Origin of the sequence: Microbacterium sp. SORGH_AS_1204, assembly GCF_030818935.1 — a bacterium.
In the GTDB taxonomy this organism is placed as follows: Bacteria; Actinomycetota; Actinomycetes; order Actinomycetales; family Microbacteriaceae; genus Microbacterium.
Genome location: NZ_JAUTBD010000001.1, coordinates 3,102,845 through 3,125,105 on the forward strand (window position 1 = coordinate 3,102,845; position 22,261 = coordinate 3,125,105).

The 22,261-nt window shown below is 69.5% G+C and carries 19 protein-coding genes and 1 tRNA gene; 6 read left to right on the forward strand and 14 right to left on the reverse strand.

Annotated features, from left to right (window positions below; genetic code table 11):
- Positions 1–44 precede the first annotated feature (44 nt).
- Positions 45–1,151 (reverse strand): sorbosone dehydrogenase family protein, encoded by a 1,107-nt coding sequence (locus tag QE410_RS14300; protein WP_307333249.1) that lies wholly within the window; start codon positions 1,149–1,151, stop codon positions 45–47.
- A gap of 281 nt (positions 1,152–1,432) precedes the next feature.
- Between QE410_RS14300 and QE410_RS14305 the strand changes: the two genes are divergently transcribed.
- Positions 1,433–2,101, forward strand: a complete 669-nt coding sequence (locus QE410_RS14305) for a hypothetical protein (protein ID WP_307333251.1) — start codon at positions 1,433–1,435, stop codon at positions 2,099–2,101.
- 529 nt (positions 2,102–2,630) lie between these two features.
- Positions 2,631–3,797, forward strand: a complete 1,167-nt coding sequence (locus QE410_RS14310; protein WP_307333253.1) for a LamG domain-containing protein — start codon at positions 2,631–2,633, stop codon at positions 3,795–3,797.
- A gap of 9 nt (positions 3,798–3,806) precedes the next feature.
- On the opposite strand, the gene QE410_RS14315 is transcribed toward QE410_RS14310, so the two are convergent.
- From QE410_RS14315 to QE410_RS14335, 5 genes are all read right to left on the reverse strand, one after another.
- Positions 3,807–4,610 carry a DUF1206 domain-containing protein gene (locus QE410_RS14315; protein ID WP_307333255.1) on the reverse strand — a complete coding sequence of 268 codons (804 nt, stop codon included), beginning with the start codon at positions 4,608–4,610 and terminating at the stop codon, positions 3,807–3,809.
- A 16-nt stretch (positions 4,611–4,626) separates the two neighbouring features.
- Positions 4,627–5,307 (reverse strand): phosphatase PAP2 family protein, encoded by a 681-nt coding sequence (locus QE410_RS14320; protein ID WP_307333257.1) that lies wholly within the window; start codon positions 5,305–5,307, stop codon positions 4,627–4,629.
- A 153-nt stretch (positions 5,308–5,460) separates the two neighbouring features.
- Complete coding sequence (locus QE410_RS14325; RefSeq protein ID WP_307333259.1) at positions 5,461–7,980, reverse strand: polynucleotide kinase-phosphatase; 2,520 nt, start codon at positions 7,978–7,980, stop codon at positions 5,461–5,463.
- Positions 7,977–9,338, reverse strand: coding sequence for a 3' terminal RNA ribose 2'-O-methyltransferase Hen1 (locus QE410_RS14330; RefSeq protein WP_307333260.1), 1,362 nt, complete (start codon positions 9,336–9,338; stop codon positions 7,977–7,979). The genes QE410_RS14325 and QE410_RS14330 overlap by 4 nt, the downstream gene beginning before the upstream one ends.
- 201 nt (positions 9,339–9,539) lie before the next feature.
- A tRNA-Ser gene (locus QE410_RS14335) sits at positions 9,540–9,629 on the reverse strand.
- Positions 9,630–9,756: 127 nt separating this feature from the next.
- Here QE410_RS14335 and QE410_RS14340 point away from each other — a divergent pair.
- Together QE410_RS14340 and radA are read left to right on the forward strand one after the other, a co-directional pair.
- Positions 9,757–10,710, forward strand: a complete 954-nt coding sequence (locus tag QE410_RS14340; RefSeq protein WP_307333262.1) for an L-lactate dehydrogenase — start codon at positions 9,757–9,759, stop codon at positions 10,708–10,710.
- Between the two features lie 270 nt (positions 10,711–10,980).
- Positions 10,981–12,348 carry a DNA repair protein RadA gene (radA, locus tag QE410_RS14345; protein ID WP_251536366.1) on the forward strand — a complete coding sequence of 456 codons (1,368 nt, stop codon included), beginning with the start codon at positions 10,981–10,983 and terminating at the stop codon, positions 12,346–12,348.
- A gap of 346 nt (positions 12,349–12,694) precedes the next feature.
- Here radA and QE410_RS14350 read toward each other — a convergent pair whose 3' ends face one another.
- The 4 genes from QE410_RS14350 to QE410_RS14365 form a co-directional block, all read right to left on the reverse strand.
- The gene (locus tag QE410_RS14350; protein WP_307333264.1) at positions 12,695–13,105 is read right to left on the reverse strand and encodes a dehydrogenase; all 411 of its coding nucleotides are present in this window, start codon (positions 13,103–13,105) and stop codon (positions 12,695–12,697) included.
- A 299-nt stretch (positions 13,106–13,404) separates the two neighbouring features.
- Complete coding sequence (locus tag QE410_RS14355; RefSeq protein WP_307333267.1) at positions 13,405–14,073, reverse strand: hypothetical protein; 669 nt, start codon at positions 14,071–14,073, stop codon at positions 13,405–13,407.
- Between the two features lie 78 nt (positions 14,074–14,151).
- On the reverse strand, positions 14,152–14,661 hold the full coding sequence (locus tag QE410_RS14360; protein ID WP_307333271.1) for an amino-acid N-acetyltransferase: 510 nt from the start codon (positions 14,659–14,661) through the stop codon (positions 14,152–14,154).
- Between the two features lie 173 nt (positions 14,662–14,834).
- Positions 14,835–17,360 (reverse strand): ATP-dependent Clp protease ATP-binding subunit, encoded by a 2,526-nt coding sequence (locus QE410_RS14365; RefSeq protein ID WP_058230817.1) that lies wholly within the window; start codon positions 17,358–17,360, stop codon positions 14,835–14,837.
- Positions 17,361–17,549: 189 nt separating this feature from the next.
- Here QE410_RS14365 and QE410_RS14370 point away from each other — a divergent pair, with 189 nt between their 5' ends.
- Positions 17,550–18,176: a hypothetical protein gene (locus tag QE410_RS14370; RefSeq protein WP_307333273.1), complete on the forward strand. Its 627-nt coding sequence runs from the start codon at positions 17,550–17,552 to the stop codon at positions 18,174–18,176.
- Positions 18,173–18,406, forward strand: a complete 234-nt coding sequence (locus QE410_RS14375) for a helix-turn-helix transcriptional regulator (protein WP_307333275.1) — start codon at positions 18,173–18,175, stop codon at positions 18,404–18,406. The genes QE410_RS14370 and QE410_RS14375 overlap by 4 nt, the downstream gene beginning before the upstream one ends.
- 199 nt (positions 18,407–18,605) lie before the next feature.
- Here the strand turns inward: QE410_RS14375 and QE410_RS14380 are convergent, their stop codons facing one another.
- From QE410_RS14380 to QE410_RS14395, 4 genes are all read right to left on the reverse strand, one after another.
- A complete protein-coding gene (locus QE410_RS14380; RefSeq protein WP_307333277.1) occupies positions 18,606–19,496 on the reverse strand; it encodes a hypothetical protein in 891 nt (296 codons plus the stop codon).
- Between the two features lie 125 nt (positions 19,497–19,621).
- Complete coding sequence (locus QE410_RS14385; protein ID WP_307333279.1) at positions 19,622–20,344, reverse strand: hypothetical protein; 723 nt, start codon at positions 20,342–20,344, stop codon at positions 19,622–19,624.
- A 74-nt stretch (positions 20,345–20,418) separates the two neighbouring features.
- On the reverse strand, positions 20,419–21,885 hold the full coding sequence (gene cls, locus QE410_RS14390; RefSeq protein ID WP_307333281.1) for a cardiolipin synthase: 1,467 nt from the start codon (positions 21,883–21,885) through the stop codon (positions 20,419–20,421).
- Between the two features lie 65 nt (positions 21,886–21,950).
- Positions 21,951–22,148 (reverse strand): hypothetical protein, encoded by a 198-nt coding sequence (locus QE410_RS14395; RefSeq protein WP_307333283.1) that lies wholly within the window; start codon positions 22,146–22,148, stop codon positions 21,951–21,953.
- Between the last annotated feature and the right edge of the window lie 113 nt (positions 22,149–22,261).

A 22,261-nucleotide genomic window follows, 5' to 3' on the forward strand; every position in this document is an offset into this window, starting at 1 on the left:
CGGGGTTCAACCGCGCGGCCTCACGCAGTCCACCTCTCCTTCGCTCAGCCCTCTGTGAGCGGAACGCGCAGGATCTCGTCGTCGCTGCCTCCGGCGCGGTCGGTGTCGCTCGTGACGAACCACAGATCACCGTCCGGGGCGACCACGGCGTCGCGCAGACGCCCGTACTCGCCGACGTAGTACTCGCGCGCGCTCGACGGGTCGGCGGTGGGGACGACGCGGAGCCGCTGACCACGCAGGTTCGCGATCACCACCGACCCGTCGATCACCGCGAGGCCGCTGGGACTGGCATCCGCCGGCGCCCACTGCTGAACGGGGTCGACGAACCCCTCGCGTTGGCCGACGCCCTCGACCTCGGGCCACCCGTAGTTCGCACCGGGCTCGATGATGTTGAGTTCGTCCCAGGTGTTCTGGCCGAACTCCGAGGCGAACATCGTGCCCCCGGCATCCCACCCGATCCCCTGGGGGTTGCGGTGACCCAGACTCCATATCGGTGAGCCCGGGAACGGGTTGTCGTCGGGAATCCCGCCGTCCGGGCTGACGCGCAGGATCTTGCCGCCGAGCGACCGCGGGTCTTGGGCGGCGTCGGGGTCGGCCGCATCGCCGGCGGTCACGTAGAGCATGCCGTCGGGGCCGAATGCGATGCGCCCGCCGTTGTGGATGTTCGCCGAGGGGATGCCGTCGATCACCGTCTGCGAGGGACCGAGCGAGAAGGAGCCCGGCTCCCCCTCGAGCAGGAAGCGCAGCACGCGATTGCCCTCCGGGGTGGTCACGTAGGCGTAGAGGAAGCCATCGGCATGGGCGATGCCCAGCAGCCCTCCCTCGCCCCGCGCGGCGAGGTCGGGCACCTCCCCCACGACACGTGTCTGCGCGCCCACGATCTCAAGGATCTCGCCGGTGTCGCGCTGACTCACCAGAGCCGTGTCCATCACGAACGTCACCGACCAGGGCGTGGTGAACCCGGATGCCACGACCTCGGGCGTGCCGGAAGGAGCGACGAAGCCGTCCGTCGGTGCAGCAGACGACGGCGCCGGTGTCGACGAGGGCGGCACGGCTCCCGTCTCCCGCTCGGAGGTGCACCCAGCGAGTGCCGCGATGCCCAGGGCGAGCGCTGTGACGAGAGCGAACCGCCGCGGAAAGGAGATGCTCATGGCATCGGCTTACCTTCTGCACCTGAGAGACACCGGAGGGTTGAGGCCGCGGTAGTCGCGGTCACGAAGGCCGGCACCACGCTCTCACGGGCGATCCGAAGGGTGAACCGCCGATGAGCGCTTTCCCGCCAGCTCCTCACCCCGTCAACCGCAGCGCCCTGCTTTTCGCCTCCTCACCCGCCCCCGACAAGACCGCCACGGGCGTGGGGGCTCGTGCGATACCGCTAGACCGAGAGCGCACCGATCGCACACCCTTCCCTTCCCTTCCCAGAGGAGCAGCCTTGCGCCCCCAGACCCCTACCTCGCCTCGCCGCCGCCGACTCGCCCTGCCCGTCGTCCTGGCGGGCAGCGTCGCCTCCCTCATCCTCGCGCTCGGGCTCTCGCCCACCGTCGCCGCCTTCACCGCGCAGATCCAGAACAGCGTCAATACCGCCGGCAGCGGAACGCTGATCATGCAGGAGACCGTCACCACGAGCGGCGGCACGACCATCACGTGCAAGAGCACCGACAGCACCACGATCGATACCAACAGCGCCACCTGCTCCACCATCAACAAGTACGGCGGCACCCTGACCATGACCCCGGGTCAGACCGTTTCGACCACGATCAACATCACGAACATCGGCACGGCCGCGGCGAGCTCCTTCACGCTGACTCCGAGCGCCTGTACGCAGTCGAACAACGGCACACCCAACGGCTCCGCCACCGACCTGTGCACGAAGATGACCATCGTCGTCAGCTCGGGGTCGTCGACGATCTATTCCGGTACGCTCGCCGGCTTCAACGGCTCTGCGATCAACCTCCTGAGCAATCTCGGAACGTCGTCTGTCACGGCTAACACCACCGTTCCGTTCACGTTCGCCGTCACCCTCCCGTCCGGTCTGGGCAACAGCTACGCCGGCCTTCAGGTCTCACAGCCCCTCACCTGGAACTTCGGTGCGGGCTCCTGACCCGACGTCATCGACGTGACCGACGGTAGCTCTTCACCCCGTCGCCCCGCCGCAGCGCGCGGCATGATCGTCACGGCGATCGCTCTCGGCCTGTTGGCCGTCGCGATCGCCGTGACGTCTGCGGTGACGGGCGTCCGCTTGTTCGCCATCCAGACGCCGAGCATGGGAGAAACCGCGCCCGTCGGCTCCCTCGTCGTGACCCATCCGGGTGCCGTCTACGGCGTCGGCGACATCATCACCTTCTCGGTCGACGGCCGAACGGTCACCCATCGGATCGTGGCTGAGACGGCGGACGCACTGACGACGAAGGGCGATCTGAACGGCTCGCCAGACGGATGGTCGCTCAACCCGGACGCCGTCGTCGGACGCGTCGTCGCCATCGTGCCCGGAGGGGGATTTCTCTTGACCGCCGCGCCGTGGGTGCTTCTCGGTGCCGTGATCACCGAGGCGGTGACCTGGCTACGGCGAGCAGGCGCGGCCTGGCGGGGCAGCGTGCGCCTCATCGGATGGGCGGTCACGATCAACCGCCGTGGCCCTGTGGATCCGGCCGTGGTTCAACGTGCGGCTGCTCGATTACCGTCCCTCGTCCGACGGCGACGGGGTCCTCATGCACGTCGTCAATACGGGCTTGCTGCCGATCCTCGCGGGGTCGACGCGGCTCTTGAGCGGCCAAGCCGCGTCTGTGCTGTCCACCGACCGGCTCGAGAACGGGGCGTACACGCTGGCCCCGGTCGCCGACCCCGACTGGCTCGTGCGGCTGCTCCTCGTGGCGATCTGCCTGCTGCCGTTCCTCTGCGGCCTGCTCGCGCGCCCCAGCGACCCACTGCCTTCGCCCATGGGACTCCGGTCGCGGCCCGACCGGCGTGCGGCACGCATCGTCGTCCCCGCCGGGATCCTGACCGTCGTGGCGGTGGTGGTGCTCGTGACGGTGTCGACATCGACGGCGGCGTTCAACGCGACCATCAGAAACAGCACCGACTCCGCCGGAACGAACCCCTTCTTCACGTGTCGGGGCGCCGAGACGTCGGTCGGCAAAGCGGCGACGTGGGCCGCTTTCGCCCTCTCGCAAGGCCCCTCCCACGAACCCGACCTTTCGGGCAATGGTCGCCACGGAACGTGGGCCTCGCCGAACACGACGTCCAACGACGTCGGTTGCGTCCGTGATGCCCCCGCGGCGTCGGCGGTGTTCTCCGGGTCGCAATGCCTCTACGTGCCGACGTGGCAGAACAACCCGAACGTGTTCGGCCTCGAAGCGTGGTTCTCCACGACGACGGCCCCCAGCGGCAAGATCATCGGTTTCGGCGACGGCTTCCTCACGCCGAACGACCCGTACTACTGGGACCGGCACATCTTCCTGGACGATTCCGGCCGCGTGGTCTTCGGCCTCTTCTCCAACGGATTCGTCCGCCTCACGAGCCCGCCGGGCACGTCGTACGCAGATGGCGAATGGCACTCGGTCATCGCCAACCTCTCCGCCGCGGGGGCGCAATTGTTCGTCGACGGCGTTCTCGTGGACCAGAACCCGTCGGTGACCATCGCGCAGAACTACGGCGGCTACTGGCGGATCGGCTGCGGCCGTCTGACGTACTGGAGTTCCGCACCCGATACCTTCACCGGCCTCATCCAGTACGCCGCGATCTACCGACGGCCGCTCACCGCCCTGGAGGCGCAGCAGCACGCCGCCGCCGGCCGTTGACGGCGCCCGTCACATGTGCGCGTAACGCGCACGGGCGAAGCAGAATACGCCGTAGACGACGAGGCCGGCCCCGACCAGCCACAGCACGACCTGGCCGAACGGGAGCCCGGCGAGCGAGCGCAGCGCCGAGTCGATGCCGCCAGCCGTGTTCGGGTCGTGCGTGACGGCCGCCACGACGAAGAGGATGCCGGCCACACCGACGGCCACACCCTTCGCGACGTACCCGACGGTGCCGAAGGTACGGATGCCGCGACCGGCGGTCCCGCTCGGGATCGACATGTGCTTCTCGAAAGCCCGCCTGACGCCCCGGACCACGAAGGCGGCACCGATGGCGGCGACCCCCAGTCCGACGATCACCAGGATGGCCACACCTCCCGGCATCGCGAGCACCTGTGCCGTGAGCGTCTTGGAGGACTCGGCCGACTCCGACCGTCCACCCACGGCGAGCGTGAGAGCGGTGGCGGTGATGGCGATGTAGGCCACGGCAGTTCCGATGAACTTCGCGCGGTGCGCCCATCGCTTCTTGGCGTCCGAATCGTGCTCGACGATCGCCTCGGCGACCTGCCACACCGCCAGCGCGGCCAGACCCACCACGATCACCCAGAGCAGCGGCAGTCCGAGCGGCGTGTCGCGCACCTGCTGCAGCGCCCCGCTCTGGTCGGCGTTCTCGCCGCCCCCGCCGGTGGCGATCCCGATGGCGATCAGGCCGATCAGCAGGTGCAGCAGGCCGAGCACGACGTAGCCGATGCGGGCGGCTGCCTCGAACGCGCGGGAGTCCTGGACCTTGTCGGCGGCGGCGGATGCAGAAGTCATCCGCGAACGATAGCGCTCACTCGGACATGCGAAGAAGGCGTTGCGCGCGACGCACGCGCCACACCTCGATCAACGCCCAGACGAGGGTGGCGACGGCGATCCCCTCGAGGAAGCCGGCCACGACGTCCGACAGCCAGTGCGCGTGCAGGTAGGTGCGACTCCACATCATCAGCACCACCCACGCCGCCCCCACGACCCACACCCAGCGACGACGGAGGAGGAGGGCGAGGGTGACGGCGATGGTGGTCGCCACGGCCGTGTGCCCCGAGGGGAACGATGTCGCCATCGTCTCGGCGAGGGAGCCGGTGGGCCGGCTGCGCGCGATCACCGCGGCCAGGGGGGCACCGATCAACACGACCAGGGCGATGGATGCCGCGACGTTCAGCGCGTCCCAGGGGCGACGCGCGATGAGGAACACGATGGTCGTCGCGACGCCGATGACGATCATGCCGATCGTTCCGCCGACGATCGCGGGAACCCACGCCACGATGACGCCCACGGGATTCGCGAGCGCCGCCATCGCGTCATCCCACGCCCGATCGATCGGCAGCGGGGCGGAACCGCTCAGCTCGACCGCGAACCGCAGGCCCACGAACAGCACCGTCGCGACGACACCCACCACGAGCGCGACCGGGCGGCGGGGGTCGGTGAGCGGCCGGTCGGGGAGCAGGGCGGTGTCGTCGGCGGTGGCATCCATTCGGGAATCGTCCCAGGTGCGGGCACCCGGGTGCCAGCGCTTGCCGTGCGTCGCTCGGGCACTCCCGGCACCCGGCGTCGACCGCGACATCGCAGCCGGGCGGCCGCGCGCCTACCGGCCGATGACCGGGCCGGTGCGGCGCTCGGCCGCCGGTCACAACCGCGGGTCGAGGGGCTCCGATTCGAGTGCGAGCACCGCGAACACCGCTTCGTGCACGCGCCACAGCGGCTCGCCGGCGGTGACGCGGCGCAGCGCCTCGATGCCGAGGGCGTACTCCCGCATCGCCAGCGAACGCTTGCGTGCCACGTCGCGGTCGCGCAGCCGCGCGATGTTGTCGGGGACGGTGTAGTCGGGGCCGTAGACGATGCGGAGGTACTCGCGACCTCGCACCTTGATCCCCGGCTGCGCGAGACCCTTCGCCGTGCGGGTGAGGTTGGCGAAGGGCTTCACCACCATCCCCTCCCCGCCGGCGTCGGTCAGGCGCTCCCACCACGTCGTCGCGGCCTCTCGCGAGGCGACGTCGTTCAGATCCACGCGCACGCGCCCGGTCGCCATCATCAGGTCGGGCGCCGCCTGCGCCAGCCGATCGGCGATCGCGAGGTGCCAGCCGTGGTCGCGTTCCTCGAACGTCTCGCCTCCCGCCGCCAGCACCTGGAACGGGGCGAATCGCACGGCATCCACGGGTCCGACGTATCGCCGGTAGGCCGCGCGGAAGCGATCGACGTCGTCGGCCCTGATGCGGGTGCGCTCGGCGAGCGCGGTGACGTCGATTCCGGATGCCACCGCCGCATCCAGCACGGTCGTCGCCGCCCGGGTGGCCGCGGTTCCCGCTGCGCCCACCGAGGCGAACAGATCGCGGATCAGCGGCCCGGCCTTGGCCGACCAGGGCACGATCTCGCCGTCGAGCAGGATCCACTCCGCTTCCCGCTCGTCCCACACGCCGGCACGCTCAAGCGCGTCGTCCATGCGGGCGAGCATCGCGGACTCCTCATCCGCTCCGAAGAACGCCCGGCCGGTGCGGGTGTGGATGACACCGCGCCAGCCCTCGGGGGCGTCGAAGCGCGCCGGGTTCCGTGATACCAGCACTACGGCGCGCGAGCCCATGTGCTTCTCTTCGCAGATGACGTCGGTCACGCCGTGGTCGCGGAACGCGGCGAACGCCTCGTCGGGGTGTTCGAGGAAGCCCTCCCGCGCCGACGTCGGCGGCGGCGACATGGTCGGCGGCAGGTAGGTGAGCCATCGGGGGTCGATCGCCCAGCGACTCATCGTCTCGAGCCCGCCCGCCGCCTGCTGCTCCTTGATGCTCACGCGTCCGATCGTGCTCGTCTCGACGATCATCTTGCCGTGCACGTCCACCAGCTGCAGGACCCCGGGAGGGCGCTGCGGCGCATCGGCGATGAGCGGGCGCACGGGTTCGTACCAGACCCGCTCGGCGGGGACCGACACCACCTCGCGCTCGGGATAGCGCATCGCGCTCAGCGCCCCACCGAACACGCACCCCGTGTCGAGGCACGCCGTGTTGTTGATCCACTCGACCGACGGGACCGGGGTGTGGCCGTAGAGCACCACGGCGCGGCCGCGGTAGTCCTCCGCCCAGGGGTAGCGCACGGGCAGGCCGAACTCGTCGGTCTCGCCCGTCGTGTCGCCGTACAGCGCGAAGGAACGCACGCGCCCCGACGCCCGTCCGTGATACTGCTCCTTCAAGCCCGCGTGGGCGACCACGAGGCGACCCTCGTCGAGCACGAGGTGCGAGACGAGCCCGTAACAGAACTCCGCCACCCGTTCCCGGAACTCCTCCGGTTCCGCCGCGAGCTGGGCGAGTGTCTCCGCGAGGCCATGGGTGGGCGTCACGCGTGCTCCCCGCAAGGCGCGGACGAGTTTCGCCTCATGGTTGCCGGGAACGGCCAGAGCGCACCCGGATGCCACCATCCCCATCGCCAGACGCAAAACGCCGACGACGTCGGGACCGCGGTCGACGAGGTCGCCGAGGAAGATCACGCGGCGCCCCTCCGGGTGCGTCGCATCGACGGCGCGGCCCTCGCCGTCGCGCACGATGTCGTACCCCAAGCGCCCGAGCAGGCTCTGCAGTTCGGCGAAGCAGCCGTGCACGTCGCCGATCGCATCGAACGGACCGCGCTCATCGGAACGGTCGTTCAAGAGGCGCGTGCGCTGGATTTCCGCAGCCGCCACCTCGTCGGTCGTCCGCAGGACGTGCACCTTTCGGAAGCCCTCCTTGCCGAGGTGCCGCAGCCCCCGCCGAAGCTGGTCCGACTGGCGCTTGACGACTCCCGGCGGGATGAGTCGGTCGGTGCGTTCGGCGTTGCGCGCGAGGCAGGTCGACTCCGGGAGGTCGAAGACGACGGCCACCGGCAGCAGGTCGTGCGCCTTCGCCAGCTCCACCAGGCGCCGGCGCGATTCGGGCTGCACGCTGGTGGCGTCGATCACCGTCAGCAGCCCTGCATCGAGACGCTTGCCCGCGACGTACTGCAGGGCGTCGAAGGCGGCCGACGTCGCGGACTGGTCCGCCTCGTCACCCGCGACGAGACCGCGGAACACATCGCTCGACAGCGTCTCGTAGGGCCCGAAGTGCGTCCGCGCGAAAGTGGACTTCCCCGAACCCGAGGCCCCCACGAGCACGACGAGGGAACGCTCGGGAATGTCGAGCACGCTCATGCCGCGGCCTCCCGTCTCAGCAGCGCCAGCTGGGTCGGCGCACCGTGCACCGGATGTTCTGGCCCCACCGGGCGGTATTCCGCGGTGTATCCGTGCCGCGCGGCCGCCGCGTCCACCCATTCGCGGAACTCGGCGCGCGTCCATTCGAAGCGGTGGTCGTCATGGCGGAAGGCGCCGGTCGCCAGACCCGGATAGAGGGCGTTGTACTCCGCATTCGGGGTCGTCATGACGACCGACGCGGGAGCCGCGCCCGCGAGCACGGCGTCTTCCAGCGCGGACAGGCGCGATGGCTCGACGTGCTCGATGACCTCCATCAGCACCATCGCGTCGACGCCCCGCAGCCGATCGTCGCGGTAGAGCACCGACCCGTGCAGCAATCGCAGGCGCTCCCGCTCGGCATCCGACGCCTGATCGAGGTGCAGCGCCCGCGCCGCCTGCTCCAGCGAACGCGCGGACACATCGACGCCGATGATCCGCGAGAACGAGCGGTCCTTCGCCAGCCGCGCGAGCAGAGCACCCTGCCCGCACCCCATGTCGACGACGGTGCGCGCCCCGACATCGGCGAGCGCCCGGATGACGGCATCCGCCCGCGCGTGCCGGAGCGGTGTCGCCGGGGCCTCGGCATCCGCGTGCAGGGTCTGGGAGACGAGAGAACCGTGGTGCAGCAGATAGCGACGCGTGATGAGCTCGCGCTCGGGGTGCGCGGGCAGCCACCCGTCGCCCGCACGCTCGAGCTTGGCGACCTCGTCGTCGCCGACCCAGTAGTGCTTCGCGTCGTCGAGCACCGGAAGCAGCACGTAGAGCTGCCGCAGGGCGTCGGCCAGGCGCACCCGGCCCGTGAGCGTGACGGAGCGGAATCGCGAGTCGCCCCACTCGGGGAAAGCCGGGTCGAGCGGGATCTGCGCGGATGCCACGTCCCAGCCGCACGGAGCGAACAGGCGCTCGAGCAGGTCGTCGTCGCCGCGGACCGAGACGACCGGGATCTCGATGCGCAGCGGGATCGGTGACGCGGCGAGGTCGGGGTAGGAGTCGCTTCTTCCGATCATCGCGGTGCGGAAGACGGCGCCGATGGCCACCGCGAGCATGCTCGAGGCGACGTACGGGCGGTCATTGACGTAATGGTCCAGCGCTCCGGCATCGCCGCGGAACCGCTTGTTGCGCACGAGGCCGACCGGGTCCACCTCGAGCATCATCGCGAACGTGCACCGCTCGGCGCGCGCCTCGGGCGCGAACACGTGGATGTCACCGACTGGCGCGGTGAAGGTCTGCGCGCGTGCGGGGTGCTTGTGCAGCAGGTATCCGAGAACGGTCGCGTCGGCATCGGAGCCGCCCGGCTCGTATGTCACGGTCAGCAGCATCGACGGGTCCTTCTTGCACGCATGCGCCCACTGTACGAGGCGGCGCGGGGGCGGCGCGTCGGCGGGTGGCCGAGCACACGTGCAGATGCGGGTGGCCCGTCTGGTGGCCACGTGGTCGTTCCGCATCGACGGCACCGAATCGCTCACGCCGGACAGATGCGACGAAGGCCCCGCATCCGTGAGGAGTCGGGGCCTTCGTGGTGGCGGTGACGGTGGGATTTGAACCCACGGTAGGGGTGAACCTACACAACATTTCGAGTGTTGCACCTTCGGCCGCTCGGACACGTCACCGCCGGAAAGCTTACGACACATCGGCGGATGCCGCGAATCCGCGGCCGCAGCGAGCCTGCGGCATCCATTCGTCCACCGTCGAACGACCACACTGGAGGCCGCTCGCGGCCGCTGCCAGGATCGAGCCATGAGCGTGATCGAGAACTCCAAGCTGACGGTCGTGGGAGCGGGAAGCGTGGGGGCGAGCGTCGCGTACGCCGCGCTCATCCGCGGCTCGGCACGACACGTCGCGCTCTACGACATCGCGACCGACAAAGTCGAGGCCGAGGTGCTCGACCTCGCCCACGGCACGCAGTTCACCGGGTCGAGCGACATCCTCGGCGGCAGCGACGTGTCGGTCGCCGAGGGCTCGCACGTCGTCGTCATCACCGCCGGCGCGAAGCAGAACCCCGGCCAGACCCGCACCGAGCTGGCGTCGACCAATGCCCGCATCATCAGCGACATGATGCCGAAACTGCTCGAGGTCGCCCCGAACGCCGTCTACGTCATCGTCACCAACCCGTGCGACGTGCTGACCGTGCTGGCGCAGGAAGCGACCGGGCTGCCCACCCGTCGCATCTTCGCCTCGGGCACCGTGCTCGACACCTCGCGCCTGCGGTGGAAGATCGCGCAGCGGGCCGGCGTCGCCACCTCCAGCGTGCACGCCTGGATCGTCGGCGAACACGGCGACACCGAATTTCCGCTCTGGTCGACCGCCACGATCGGCTCGGTGCCCATCACGGAGTTCGACCTGCCCGACGGCTCGCGCTTCGACCAGGACGAATTGGATGCCATCGCCGTCGACGTCCGCGACGCGGCGTACAAGGTGATCAAGGGCAAGGGCGCGACGAACTACGCCATCGGCCTGTCGAGCGCCCGCATCGTCGAGGCGATCCTGCGCGACGAGCACGCGATCCTGCCCGTCAGCACCGTGCTGCACGGCTTCCACGGCATCGACGGCATGGCTCTGTCGGTGCCGTCGATCGTGAGCGCGACGGGGGCCGTCCCCGTCGCCGGCACCCCGTTCTCCGACGGCGAGATCACGTCGCTCCGCCGCTCCGCCGACGCGCTCACCCGGGTGGCGGACGCCCTGCGCGACTGACCGACCGCGTTCGGCGGGCTGCGCGGCTGAACCGACGGGCGTCCGACGCGCTGCGCGGCCGCACGGCCTCACGCACCCGGCGGGGGCGGAAGGGCCCCTCGCCGCGCGGCGCGAGCGCAGGGAGCGGCGGTCTGTGCGCGACAAACGCGTCTCGCGTTCGCAAACGCTTCGACGCGGCGTTTGCCCGCGCCGCTGCCGTTTCTCGACGCGGATCGTGGATGCCGGCATCCCGGCGCGGGCGATGTCGGAGGCCCCGCGTAGCCTGAACCCATGGCATCCCGACGTCCCGCTGCGGCCCCCGCTCCCTACCGCTGCACCGAGTGCGGGTGGACGACGCTGAAGTGGGTCGGGCGCTGCGGCGAGTGCCAGTCGTGGGGCACCGTGGTCGAGGCGGCAGAGCAGACCGGCATCGTCCGTTCGATCGTGCCCGTGGCACCGGGAGCTGCTCGGGCAGCCCGTCGCATCACCGAGATCGACACGCAAGACGCCCCGCGTCGCACAAGCGGCGTCGGTGAGTTCGACCGAGTCTTGGGCGGCGGCATCGTGCCGGGTGCGGCGATCCTGCTGAGCGGCGAGCCGGGCGTGGGCAAGTCCACGCTGCTGCTCGAGGTCGCGGCCCAGAGTGCCCGCGCCGGCCGCCGTGTGCTCTACGCCAGCGGCGAGGAGTCCGCGGCCCAGGTGCGCCTGCGCGCCGAGCGCACCGGAGCGCTGCACGACGAGCTCTTCCTCGCGGCCGAAACCGACCTCGCGACGATCCTCGGCCACATCGACCAGGTCGAGCCGGGGCTGCTCATCGTCGACTCGGTGCAGACGGTGTCGTCAGCCCACAGCGATGGCGCGGCGGGGCAGCCCGCGCAGGTACGCGAGGTGGCGTCGGCGCTGATCCGCGTGGCGAAAGAACGCGGCCTGCCCGTCATCATCGTCGGTCACGTCACGAAAGACGGCTCGATCGCCGGGCCTCGCATCCTCGAGCACCTCGTCGACGTGGTCTGCCATTTCGAGGGCGATCGGCAGACGTCGCTGCGCTTCGTGCGCGCGCTCAAGAACCGCTTCGGGCCCACTGACGAGGTCGGGTGCTTCGACATGACCGGCACGGGTATCGCCGAGGTCGCCGACCCCAGTGCCCTGTTCCTCGGCCACGGCGAGCCCGAGCCGGGCACGTGCGTCACCATCGCGATGGAGGGCCGTCGTGCGCTGCCGGTCGAGATCCAGGCGCTCGCGGTGCGGCAGACCGCGCCCAACCCCCGGCGCATCGTGAACGGCGTCGACTCTTCACGGGTCGCGATGGTGCTCGCCGTGCTCGAGAGCCGCATGGGGCTGACGCTCTCCGACCGCGACGTCTACGTCTCGACCGTGGGCGGGGTGCGCCTGGTCGAGCCGGCCGCCGACCTGGCGATCGCGATCGCGGTGGCCAATGCGGTGAAGAACCGCAAGGTGTCGAAGCGACTCGCCGCGATCGGCGAGCTCACGCTCACCGGCGAGATCCGCAACGTCACGCAGGCCGCTCAACGCGCGTCAGAAGCAAAGCGCCTCGGCTACCACACGGTGCTCGACGCCTCATCTCGCAAGCTCGCGCAGGCTTTGAACGAACTACAGGTGCGCGGCGTGCCCCGCGACGACAGCGAGCCCGGGTTCTGAAACGCCCGGAAGCTGTGGTCCGACCATCCGCCGGCCCGCACCCGCGCGATCAGCGGCCGGGAGGAGCCGACCGGCGACGGCGGTGGGGGGATGTCATCCCCAGGACAGCGGGGATGACAAGTCCGGCGGCGCACACAGCACCGGCGATCAGGTACTCCATGCACCCGAGTCTTACACGCGGTTCTCACCCGCGCGACTTTCTTTCTTCACCCGCGAAAGACCTGAACCGCGCAGGCGAGGCCGCGGTCATTCATCAGGGCCGCGCGCGACGCGCGACCCTCCCTCGACTCCCGCCGCGCCCACGGGCCTTCTCAGGCGGCCGGTGAGCGCAACGCAGGGCCGCACGTCAGGCGTCGAGCGCGGCGATCAGATCGGCCGGTGCAGCCTGGATCGGGTGCGGGCCCGCGATGTCGATGAACACCGTGGTGATGGCATCCTGATGCGCCCCGAGGAACGCACGCAGCCACTGCGGTGACTGCAGCGCCACGTGTGGGGGGAGCGTCTCGGGCTTGTGCGCCGCGTCGCTGAATAGCAGGAGAGCGACCTGCCCGTTGTTCGGGTCGCGATAGGTCCAGACCTCGCCGACGCTGAGGGGGTCGTCGGCATCGCCCGGTGTCATCAGGGGAACCACGGTGGGCCCGTGACGCAGAGCGAAGGCGATCGCGGCCATGTCCTGGGTCTGCAGCGCGTCGGTCAGGGCGGTGTTCTTGAAGTCCATGTCGAGCTTCTTCCCCTTGCGCTTCTTGCCTGCGGCCATCTTCTGAGCCTAACCGCGGGGGCGGTCCGGCGCCGCGGGGCTGCGGCGGCCGTCCGGCGTCCAGACCCGCGCGCGCGACGGCGCACCACTGCCGACGGGAGGAGATGCGAGCACGGGAGGACGCCAACGCGTGCGAACGCCCTCCGCCCGCCCCAACTCCTCCCCCGGCCACGGCGCCGCGACAACGCGCCGGCGCCGACGGGAGGAGATGCGAGAACGGGAGGACGGACCGCGGTGCAAACACCCTCCGCCCGCCCAAACTCCTCCCCCGGCCACGGCGCCGCGTCAGCGGCGATGCATCACTGCAGCACGAACGACGCAGTCCCCGCCGACGGGATGCCGCCGATCGACACGCTCAGGTGGTACGTGGCACCGCCGCCCGGGGCGTACGGGCGTTCGCCGTCGCACGTGCTCACCGACGACCGCGTCCGATCCCAGGTGAGGGGCGACGAGCTGGTGACGACCTGTCCCGCGGCGAGGGTCACCTCCATGTCGCTCGGCTCCGACTGGCAGTCGGTCGAGCGCCACCACACGTCCGTACCGCTGGTGACCGTGAACGATTGCGCGCTCGTGCCGACGTTCATCGTGCAGGGGTTCGCCGACGTGTTCGTCAGGCGGATGGACAACTGCGGGTTCTCGCCCTGCGCGTACTCCGCCTTGTTGGAGAGCGCCTCGACGGTGATGCTTCCCGCGGTGCACTCGACAGGTCCCGATGGGACGCTCGGCGTCGGTGTCGCCGTCGGCGCGGCCGACGACGTGGGAGAAGCGGCAGTCGCGGTCGACGAAGTCGAGGGAGCGGGCGAGGATGGCGAGGATGTCGGGGCGGCGGTCGGTGCGACACGCCAGGGCGGAGCCGCGACGAGCCACACGACGAGGCCGATCACGAGCAGGGCGAGCAGCCCTGCCGCAAGACGACGTCGACGATAGACCGCCGGGGACTGCCTCCGCCTACGGGGGGCATCGGTCATGCTTCCAGGGTAGGCGTCCCGGCCGTGACGATTCTCCACGGCACGGGTGCCGCCCGCCGGGGCGGCGCCGCGCTGCCCTCAGAGGACTTTGAGCATGCGCGTATTGCCCAGGGTGTTGGGCTTCACGTGCGCGAGGTCGAGGAACTCCGCGACGCCCTCGTCGGGGCTGCGAACGAGCTGCGAATACACATCCGGCGGCACCACCTGCTCGCCGATCTCCGAGAAGCCCCTGCGGGTGAAGAAGTCGACCTCGAAGGTGAGGCAGAACAGCCGCGACACCCCGAGCTCTCGGGCGCGTTCTTCGAGCGTCTCGACGATCGCCTTCCCGACACCGTGGTGCAGCCAATCGTCGTGCACGATGAGGGTGCGGATCTCGCCCAGGTCTTCCCACATGATGTGCAGCGCACCGCATCCGATGACGACGCCGTCGACTTCCGCCACGACGAACTGCTGCACCGAGCCGTAGAGCACGACGAGGTCTTTGCCGAGAAGGATGCGCTTCTGCACGAACGGCTCGAGGAGCTCGTGGATGCGTCGCACGTCGGCGGTGCCGGCGGAGCGGACGACGAACGGCGCGGGAGAAGTCATCGTCCCAGCGTACGCCGCGGGGCCCCTGCGCCCCGCCGAGATCGCTCGCCGTTGCCGAGATCACGGAGTATCGCCGTGAACCGCCGGTCCGCTCGGCACTGGCCGGTCATCCCAGCCCCGAGCGCACAGAAGGGGCCCGGATGCCATGGCATCCGGGCCCCTGTCTGCACACGTCAGTTGCCGGCGAGGGTGTCGGGGGTGGCGGCGATCTCGCCCGCCGTTCCGACCCCGAGCGCGACCTTCTCACCGCGCGGGGCGGTGTCGAAGGTGAAGCGGCCGTTCTCGACGCCGACCTTCACGTGGTCGCCCGACTCGAGCTCACCGTGCAGGATCTTCTCGCTGAGACGGTCCTCGACCTCGCGCTGCATGGCTCGGCGGAGGGGCCGCGCACCGAGCGTCGGGTCGAAGCCGATCTCGATGAGCTTGTCCTTCGCGTCGTCCGACAGCTCGACCGTCATGTCGCGGTCGAGAAGACGGTCGGCGAGACGCTTGACGAAGAGTCCGACGATCTGGCGGAGCTCGTCCTTGTTCAGCTGCGGGAAGACGATGACGTCGTCGACGCGGTTGAGGAACTCGGGCTTGAAGTGACGCTTGAGCTCTTCGTCGACCTTGCCCTTCATCCGCTCGTACGAGGTCTGCGCGCTGCCCTCGACCTGGAATCCGACCGGACCACCGGCGATCGCGGACGAACCGAGGTTCGTCGTCATGATGATCACGGTGTTCTTGAAGTCGATGACGCGGCCCTGACCGTCGGTCAGGCGACCCTCTTCGAGGATCTGCAGCAGCGAGTTGAAGATGTCGGGGTGCGCCTTCTCGATCTCGTCGAAGAGCACGACCGAGAACGGCTTGCGACGCACCTTCTCGGTGAGCTGGCCGCCCTCTTCGAATCCGACGAACCCGGGAGGGGCACCGAACAGACGCGAGACGGTGTGCTTCTCACCGAACTCCGACATGTCGAGCGAGATCAGCGCGCCCTCGTCGTCGAAGAGGAACTCGGCGAGCGCCTTGGCGAGCTCAGTCTTTCCGACGCCCGTGGGCCCGGCGAAGATGAACGAACCGCTCGGACGCTTCGGGTCCTTCAGGCCCGCACGCTGACGACGGATCGTCCGCGACAGGGCCGCGATCGCCTCTTCCTGGCCGATGACGCGCTGGTGCAGCGCCTTCTCCATGAACATGAGGCGGCTGGACTCTTCCTCGGTGAGCTTGAACACCGGGATGCCGGTCGCCTGGGCGAGCACCTCGGCGATCAGGCCCTCGTCGACGACCGCGTGAGAGGCGACGTCGCCCGAGCGCCACTGCTTCTCGAGGCGCAGACGCTCGGCGAGCAGCGACTTCTCCTCGTCGCGCAGGGCGGCGGCCTTCTCGAAGTCCTGCTCCTCGGAGGCGAGTTCCTTCTGCTCGCGGACCTTGGCGATCTTCTCGTCGAATTCGCGCAGCTCCGGCGGCGACGACAGGATCGACAGGCGCAGGCGAGCGCCGGCCTCGTCGATCAAGTCGATGGCCTTGTCGGGAAGGAAGCGGTCGCTGATGTAGCGGTCGGCGAGGTTGGCCGCGGCCACGATCGCACCGTCGGTGATCTGCACCTTGTGGTGCGCCTCGTAGCGGTCGCGCAGGCCCTTCAGGATGTTGATCGCGTGGGGCAGGCTCGGCTCGGCGACCTGGATCGGCTGGAAGCGGCGTTCGAGCGCGGCATCCTTCTCGAAGTGCTTGCGGTACTCATCCAGCGTCGTGGCACCGATGGTCTGGAGCTCGCCACGGGCGAGGAGGGGCTTGAGGATGGATGCCGCGTCGATCGCACCCTCGGCGGCACCGGCGCCCACGAGCGTGTGGATCTCGTCGATGAAGACGATGATGTCGCCGCGGGTGCGGATCTCCTTGGTGACCTTCTTCAGGCGCTCCTCGAAGTCACCGCGGTAGCGGGAGCCGGCGATGAGCGAGCCGAGGTCGAGCGAGTAGACCTGCTTGTCCTTCAGCGTCTCGGGCACGTCGCCCTTGACGATGGCCTGCGCGAGTCCTTCGACGACCGCCGTCTTTCCGACACCGGGCTCACCGATGAGGACGGGGTTGTTCTTCGAACGGCGCGACAGGATCTGCATGACGCGCTCGATCTCTTTCTCGCGCCCGATGACGGGGTCGAGCTTGTTGTCGCGAGCGGCCTGCGTGAGGTTGCGGCCGAACTGGTCGAGCACGGCCGAGCCGCCCTGCGCACCGGAGGTCTGCTGCTCGCCGGCGCCGGTGGCGACTCCCGCGGGCTCCTTGCCCTGGTAGCCCGAGAGCAGCTGGATGACCTGCTGGCGCACCTTGTTGAGGTCGGCGCCGAGCTTCACGAGCACCTGGGCTGCGACACCCTCGCCCTCACGGATGAGGCCGAGCAGGATGTGCTCGGTGCCGATGTAGTTGTGGCCGAGCTGCAGCGCTTCGCGCAGCGACAGCTCGAGCACCTTCTTCGCGCGCGGCGTGAAGGGGATGTGGCCGGTCGGCTGCTGCTGACCCTGGCCGATGATGTCCTGCACCTGCTCACGGACGGCGTCGAGCGAGATGCCGAGCGACTCAAGCGCCTTGGCAGCGACACCCTCGCCCTCGTGGATCAGGCCGAGCAGGATGTGCTCGGTGCCGATGTAGTTGTGGTTGAGCATCTTCGCCTCTTCTTGGGCGAGGACGACCACACGACGGGCACGGTCGGTGAATCTCTCGAACATCTCAGTCCCTCCAGAAATGGGCTGACAGGCACGCCTCCGCGCGCCGTACATCGAGAGTAACCAGCGGCCGGTGGCCGGGGACGCGTGTTCGCCGTGGGCATACCGACACGGCGCCCGGCCTTGCGAAACCTATCGACAGTCGTTAACTTATCGATAATCAATAACAACGATCATCGATAAGGAGCGATCATGGCATCCCCCCAGTCCCCCTCCCGCGTCCTCTCACGCGGAGACAAAGCAGGCTTCGTGATGTTTCTCGTCGGAGGCGTCGGACTGGCCGTCTCGTCGCTCGTGCAGACCATCATCGGACTCGCTGCCGCGCTGCCCAATCGCGACGTCCGACTCCGCGCACTCTTCGTTCAGACAACCGCGCAGGCCCCTATCGGCCCAGCCGGCGCGTCCGTCCCCGTGCAACTGGACTCCGCCTTCATCACCGCACCCACCCTGCAACCGGCCGCTCTGGGCGCACTCGTGATCAGCCAGGTGCTCTTCGCGGCCGCCGTGGTGACGGTCGTCACGCTGCTGCTCGTGCTGTGTTTCGGCATCCTGCGCGGGCGCATCTTCTGTCGACGCCATACCGTTCTCGTCACGGCCGCCGGTATCGCCACCCTCGCCGGTATGTATCTCGTGCCGTTCTTCTACAACATGGCGGTCAACGGGGCCTTGGCGCTGGTGTCCGACGGCAGCTATGACCGCGCCGTCGTCGGCGCTGTGGACATCGTGCCGATCTTCGCCGTCGCCTTCGTCGCCGCCCTCGCCGGTACGGTCTTCGCCGTCGGCGACCGCCTGCAGCGCGACACCGAGGGGCTCGTGTGACCCCGGCGACCACGGATGACGGGCCCTCCGGCATCCACTGCCGCCTAGACGAGCTGCTCGAGGCGCGGGGCATGACCCTCACCCGCCTCAGCGAACTTGTCGGCGTCTCGGTCGTGAACCTGTCGGTGCTGAAGAACGACCGCGCGCGAGCGATCCGCTACTCGACGCTCGCAGCGATCTGCCGGGCACTGGACTGCCAGGTCGGCGACCTGCTCGTCGTCGAGCACTGAAGCCGACGCTCGCCCCCTGCACGCCCCCGGGAGCTTCCCCCGCAGCGAACTGCCGCACCACCACCACCCCGCGACACTTCAGCGCGGGGGAACCGCCGCCTCACCACGCACGCCGCACTCCCCCGCAGCGAACTGCCGCATCGCCGTCACTGCGCGACACTTCGGCGCGGGGGAACCACCGGAGCCAGGGAACGTTGCGTCAAGCGAGGCGGGAAGCCACCGCCGAGCGCACGCGGGAAACCAGCATCGCGGGATGACGGAACAAGTCGTCGGACGTGACCCGGATGACGATCCATCCCATCCGAGTGAGGTCCTCGTAACGCTGGATGTCACGCCGCCACTGGCGCGCATCGGTCAAGTGATGCCGCCCCTCATACTCCACGGCAACGCGCGCCGCGACATAGGCGGCGTCGAGGCGCGCAATCAGCCTTCCGCCCGCGCGCACCTCGACCTGCATCTCGGGTTCCGGCAGCCCGGCGTCGACGAGTGTCAGCCGCAGCCAGGTCTCCGGTCGCGACGCGGAGCCGTCACGAACACGCGGAAGGGCATCACGCAGAGCCGGCCCGCCCACCCGGCGCGCGGCTGCGACGGCGCGTTCGAGGCGGGCGATGGTCGTGAGCGCGGGTGGGTCGTCGTCATGTCGCGGAGTGAGGACTGCGGCGTCGGCGATCGCGACGAGGTCGTATGGATGCCGGACCACCGCGCCCAGCTGCGCCCACGTCGACGCGGGGGACGAGACGGGCAGGTCGAGCTCGGGATGCCGCTCGACGATGACGCCGGCGCCGAGCACCTCGTGTCCACGCACCCCGCGTGCCACGGGATGCCGACGCGGCGTGAGAACGGAGACGTCGATCCGGTCATCGGCAAGGAGCCGAGCGGGCAGCGGCAGACCCCAGATCACCGCGGCACTGATGTGGCTGAAGAATGCGTGCGGCGGCATCCTTCGGGAGTACGCGTGAATCAGCCCGCGATGCGCTGAGGCGGGGTCACCGGCTGGCAGCACCACAGCCCGAACCCCGTGATACGGCCGCGCGAGATCCCCGGCGCGCAGCCGCCGATCCGTGACCCCGCTGTCGCGGGCCTCACGCACGGAGAAAGAAGCGCCGAGTGCGGGTGGGAGGGGACGGGGGCGCATCACCCGAACATGCCCTCTCACCGCCCGCACCGAGTGACACGGGCGGGCGACGGGGACAAACCCCGCCCTGGGGAGGAGGGTCAGCGGTTTCCGAGAACCGGGATCGGATCCGGCGCTTGCACGTTGCCGCCGGACAAGACCAGCGACACATCACCCTGGCCGGCCTCGGCGCCGATGTCGGCCAGGGTCACGCGCGGGGCGTAGTCCATGGTGCAGATCTGGTCGGCCGGGGGCGTGGCGAACTGCACCGCCACACGGTCGCCCTCGGAGGTCACCGACTCGACGACCGGCACGCAGCTGGAACTGCCGTAGGTGACGATCGCGACCAGCGAAGACGTCACCCACCCCGCGCTGGGGACGAGGTCTCCGGATGCCGATGACACGTCATCCAGCGCTGCGAGCACCGTCTCGCCCTCTGCGGCCCCGGTCACGCGCAGGGTCAGAGCGGCGCCCGCGTCGACGCCGGCGGGGAGCGTCACGAGGGTGGCGCGCGGTGCCATATCGCGCGTGCACGGCTCCTGCGCCGGTTCGGCGAGGTCCACCACGAGCGCCCCGTCGACGACCCGCGGCTCACCGTTCATCGACGGCACGCACGACGAGCTACCGGAGGTGACGACCGCGATGGCGCGGCCCGCGTCGACCCAGGCGGCCTCGACCGCGCCCGCGGGCTCAGGTGACACGGCATCCGCAGACGCCGAAGGGGACGACGACGAAGCGGCGCCGGAAGCGCACCCGGCGAGCGCACCCGCGGCGAGCAGGCCCGCACCGAGCAGGCCGATGAGGGTCAGACGATGACGGGACATGCAAACCTCCGGGGGTGGGTTCCGCCCCATGATGGCGGAAATTCCTGGATGCCGGCGGCGAGCGCCGTGCGAAGTCACTGCAGCGCGGAGGTGAGGCGGGCGAGGTTGTCGAGGATCGTCGAGCGCAGGGGCTGACGCCGCCACTCTTCGATCGTGAGCTGGCGGCTGAGACGCCGGTAGCGGTCTTCGACGGCGCGCATATCGCGGACGAACTCCTCGCCGCGCACGAGCATCGAGACCTCGAGGTTCAGACCGAACGAGCGCATGTCCATGTTGCTCGAACCGATGACGGCGACCTCGTCGTCGATCGTGACGCTCTTGCTGTGCAAGATGAACGGTTTGCGGTACATCCAGATGACGACGCCGGCGCGCAGGAGCGCCTCGTAGTAGCTGCGCTGGGCGTGATAGACCATCGCCTGATCGCCCTCCTCCGACACGAACAGCTCCACATGAACGCCGCGCTGGCACGCGGTGGTGATGGCCAGCAGCAGAGCCTCGTCGGGCACGAAGTACGGACTGACGATGATGATGCGCTCCTGAGCCGCGAAGAGCAGTCCGAGGAAGAGCTTCAGATTGTTCTGGAAATCGAACCCCGGCCCCGAGGGGACGACCTGGCAGTCGAGGTCTCCGGGCCCTGAGGTCACGCTGAAGAGATCGATCTCATCACGGAGCGTCTCGTCGGTCTCGCTGTACCAGTCGGAGAGGAACACCGCGTTGATGCTGGCCACGACGGGACCCTCGAACCGCACCATCAGGTCGACCCAGTGCAGCCCACGTCGGATGTTCTTGCGCAGGTTGTACGACGAGTCGGTCACGTTCTGCGAGCCCATGTAGGCCACGTCGCCGTCGATGACGAGGAGCTTGCGGTGGTTGCGCAGGTCGGGCCGCTGATAGCGGCCGCGCAACGGCTGCACCGGCAGCATCAGATGCCAGTGCGCCCCCATCGCGTCGAGACGGCGCAGCGTCTGGCGGTAGAACGGCTTGCCGCGGTTGGCCCAGTGGTCGAGCAGCACCCGCACCACCACCCCCCGTTCCGACGCCTCTTCGAGCGCGCGGAAGAAGTTGTCGGTGGAGTCGTCGGACTGCAGGATGTAGAACTCGACGTGCACGTAGCGGGTGGCGCGCCGGATCGCCTCGGCCATGGCATCCAGGCTCTGCTGATAGTCGGCGATGAGGGTCGCGGCGTTGTCGCCCGCGATGGGCATGGCGCCGAGGTTGCGGTTGAGCCGCACGAGCGCGCGGAACCACTGCGGGGCGTTCGGCCGGAGCGTGCCGAAATCGAGGGACTCGCTGGTGTCGTGGATGTAGTGGTTGATCGCCGTCTGCTTGCGCCGCCGTTTGCGCGGCAGGCGCGGGTTGCCGATCAACAGGAAGAGGAAGACCCCGACGAACGGGATGAAGTAGATCGCCAGCAGCCACGCCATGGCCGCGGTGGGGCGACGGTTGCGCGGGACGATGATGACCGCCGCGATGCGGACCACCAGGTCGACGACGAACAGCGTGATGACGAGCCAGCTCGCGTCGAAGGTGGCGTTGATCACGGGTCCTCCTGGACGGGTTGTGGACCCAGCGTAGCGATGGCCCCCGACAGAGGTGGGGCGACCCGTCAGTTCGCCGAGGCGTCCCCGGCGGGGGCGACCGGTGGGAGGCCGCGCTTGGCCCGCTCCTCCGCCTCGATACGGGAGTACACCTTGCGCTCGGTGCGGTCCAAGCGGATGGCACCGCGCAGGATGTAGAAGAAGACGACCGAGACGACGAGGGTCGGCAGGATCGCCCACAGCATCGCGGTCCAGGTTGCGTCCATGCTCCGAGAATACCCGCGGCGGCTGGGCGAACGCCCATGCAGGCCTTCTCCCCACCGCACCGATGCACGGAATGATCCACGATCGAGCGATTCCGCCCGGCGCCGCATCGCTC

Coding starts and splice junctions, on each gene's coding strand:
- QE410_RS14365 (WP_058230817.1), bottom strand. CDS start 17,360: ATGTTCGAGAGATTCACCGACCGTGCCCGTCGTGTGGTCGTCCTCGCC.
- QE410_RS14325 (WP_307333259.1), bottom strand. CDS start 7,980: ATGAGCGTGCTCGACATTCCCGAGCGTTCCCTCGTCGTGCTCGTGGGG.
- QE410_RS14355 (WP_307333267.1), bottom strand. CDS start 14,073: ATGACCGATGCCCCCCGTAGGCGGAGGCAGTCCCCGGCGGTCTATCGT.
- QE410_RS14360 (WP_307333271.1), bottom strand. CDS start 14,661: ATGACTTCTCCCGCGCCGTTCGTCGTCCGCTCCGCCGGCACCGCCGAC.
- QE410_RS14395 (WP_307333283.1), bottom strand. CDS start 22,148: ATGGACGCAACCTGGACCGCGATGCTGTGGGCGATCCTGCCGACCCTC.
- QE410_RS14340 (WP_307333262.1), top strand. CDS start 9,757: ATGAGCGTGATCGAGAACTCCAAGCTGACGGTCGTGGGAGCGGGAAGC.
- radA (WP_251536366.1), top strand. CDS start 10,981: ATGGCATCCCGACGTCCCGCTGCGGCCCCCGCTCCCTACCGCTGCACC.
- QE410_RS14300 (WP_307333249.1), bottom strand. CDS start 1,151: ATGAGCATCTCCTTTCCGCGGCGGTTCGCTCTCGTCACAGCGCTCGCC.
- QE410_RS14350 (WP_307333264.1), bottom strand. CDS start 13,105: ATGGCCGCAGGCAAGAAGCGCAAGGGGAAGAAGCTCGACATGGACTTC.
- QE410_RS14315 (WP_307333255.1), bottom strand. CDS start 4,610: ATGACTTCTGCATCCGCCGCCGCCGACAAGGTCCAGGACTCCCGCGCG.
- QE410_RS14320 (WP_307333257.1), bottom strand. CDS start 5,307: ATGGATGCCACCGCCGACGACACCGCCCTGCTCCCCGACCGGCCGCTC.
- QE410_RS14370 (WP_307333273.1), top strand. CDS start 17,550: ATGGCATCCCCCCAGTCCCCCTCCCGCGTCCTCTCACGCGGAGACAAA.
- QE410_RS14385 (WP_307333279.1), bottom strand. CDS start 20,344: ATGTCCCGTCATCGTCTGACCCTCATCGGCCTGCTCGGTGCGGGCCTG.
- QE410_RS14330 (WP_307333260.1), bottom strand. CDS start 9,338: ATGCTGCTGACCGTGACATACGAGCCGGGCGGCTCCGATGCCGACGCG.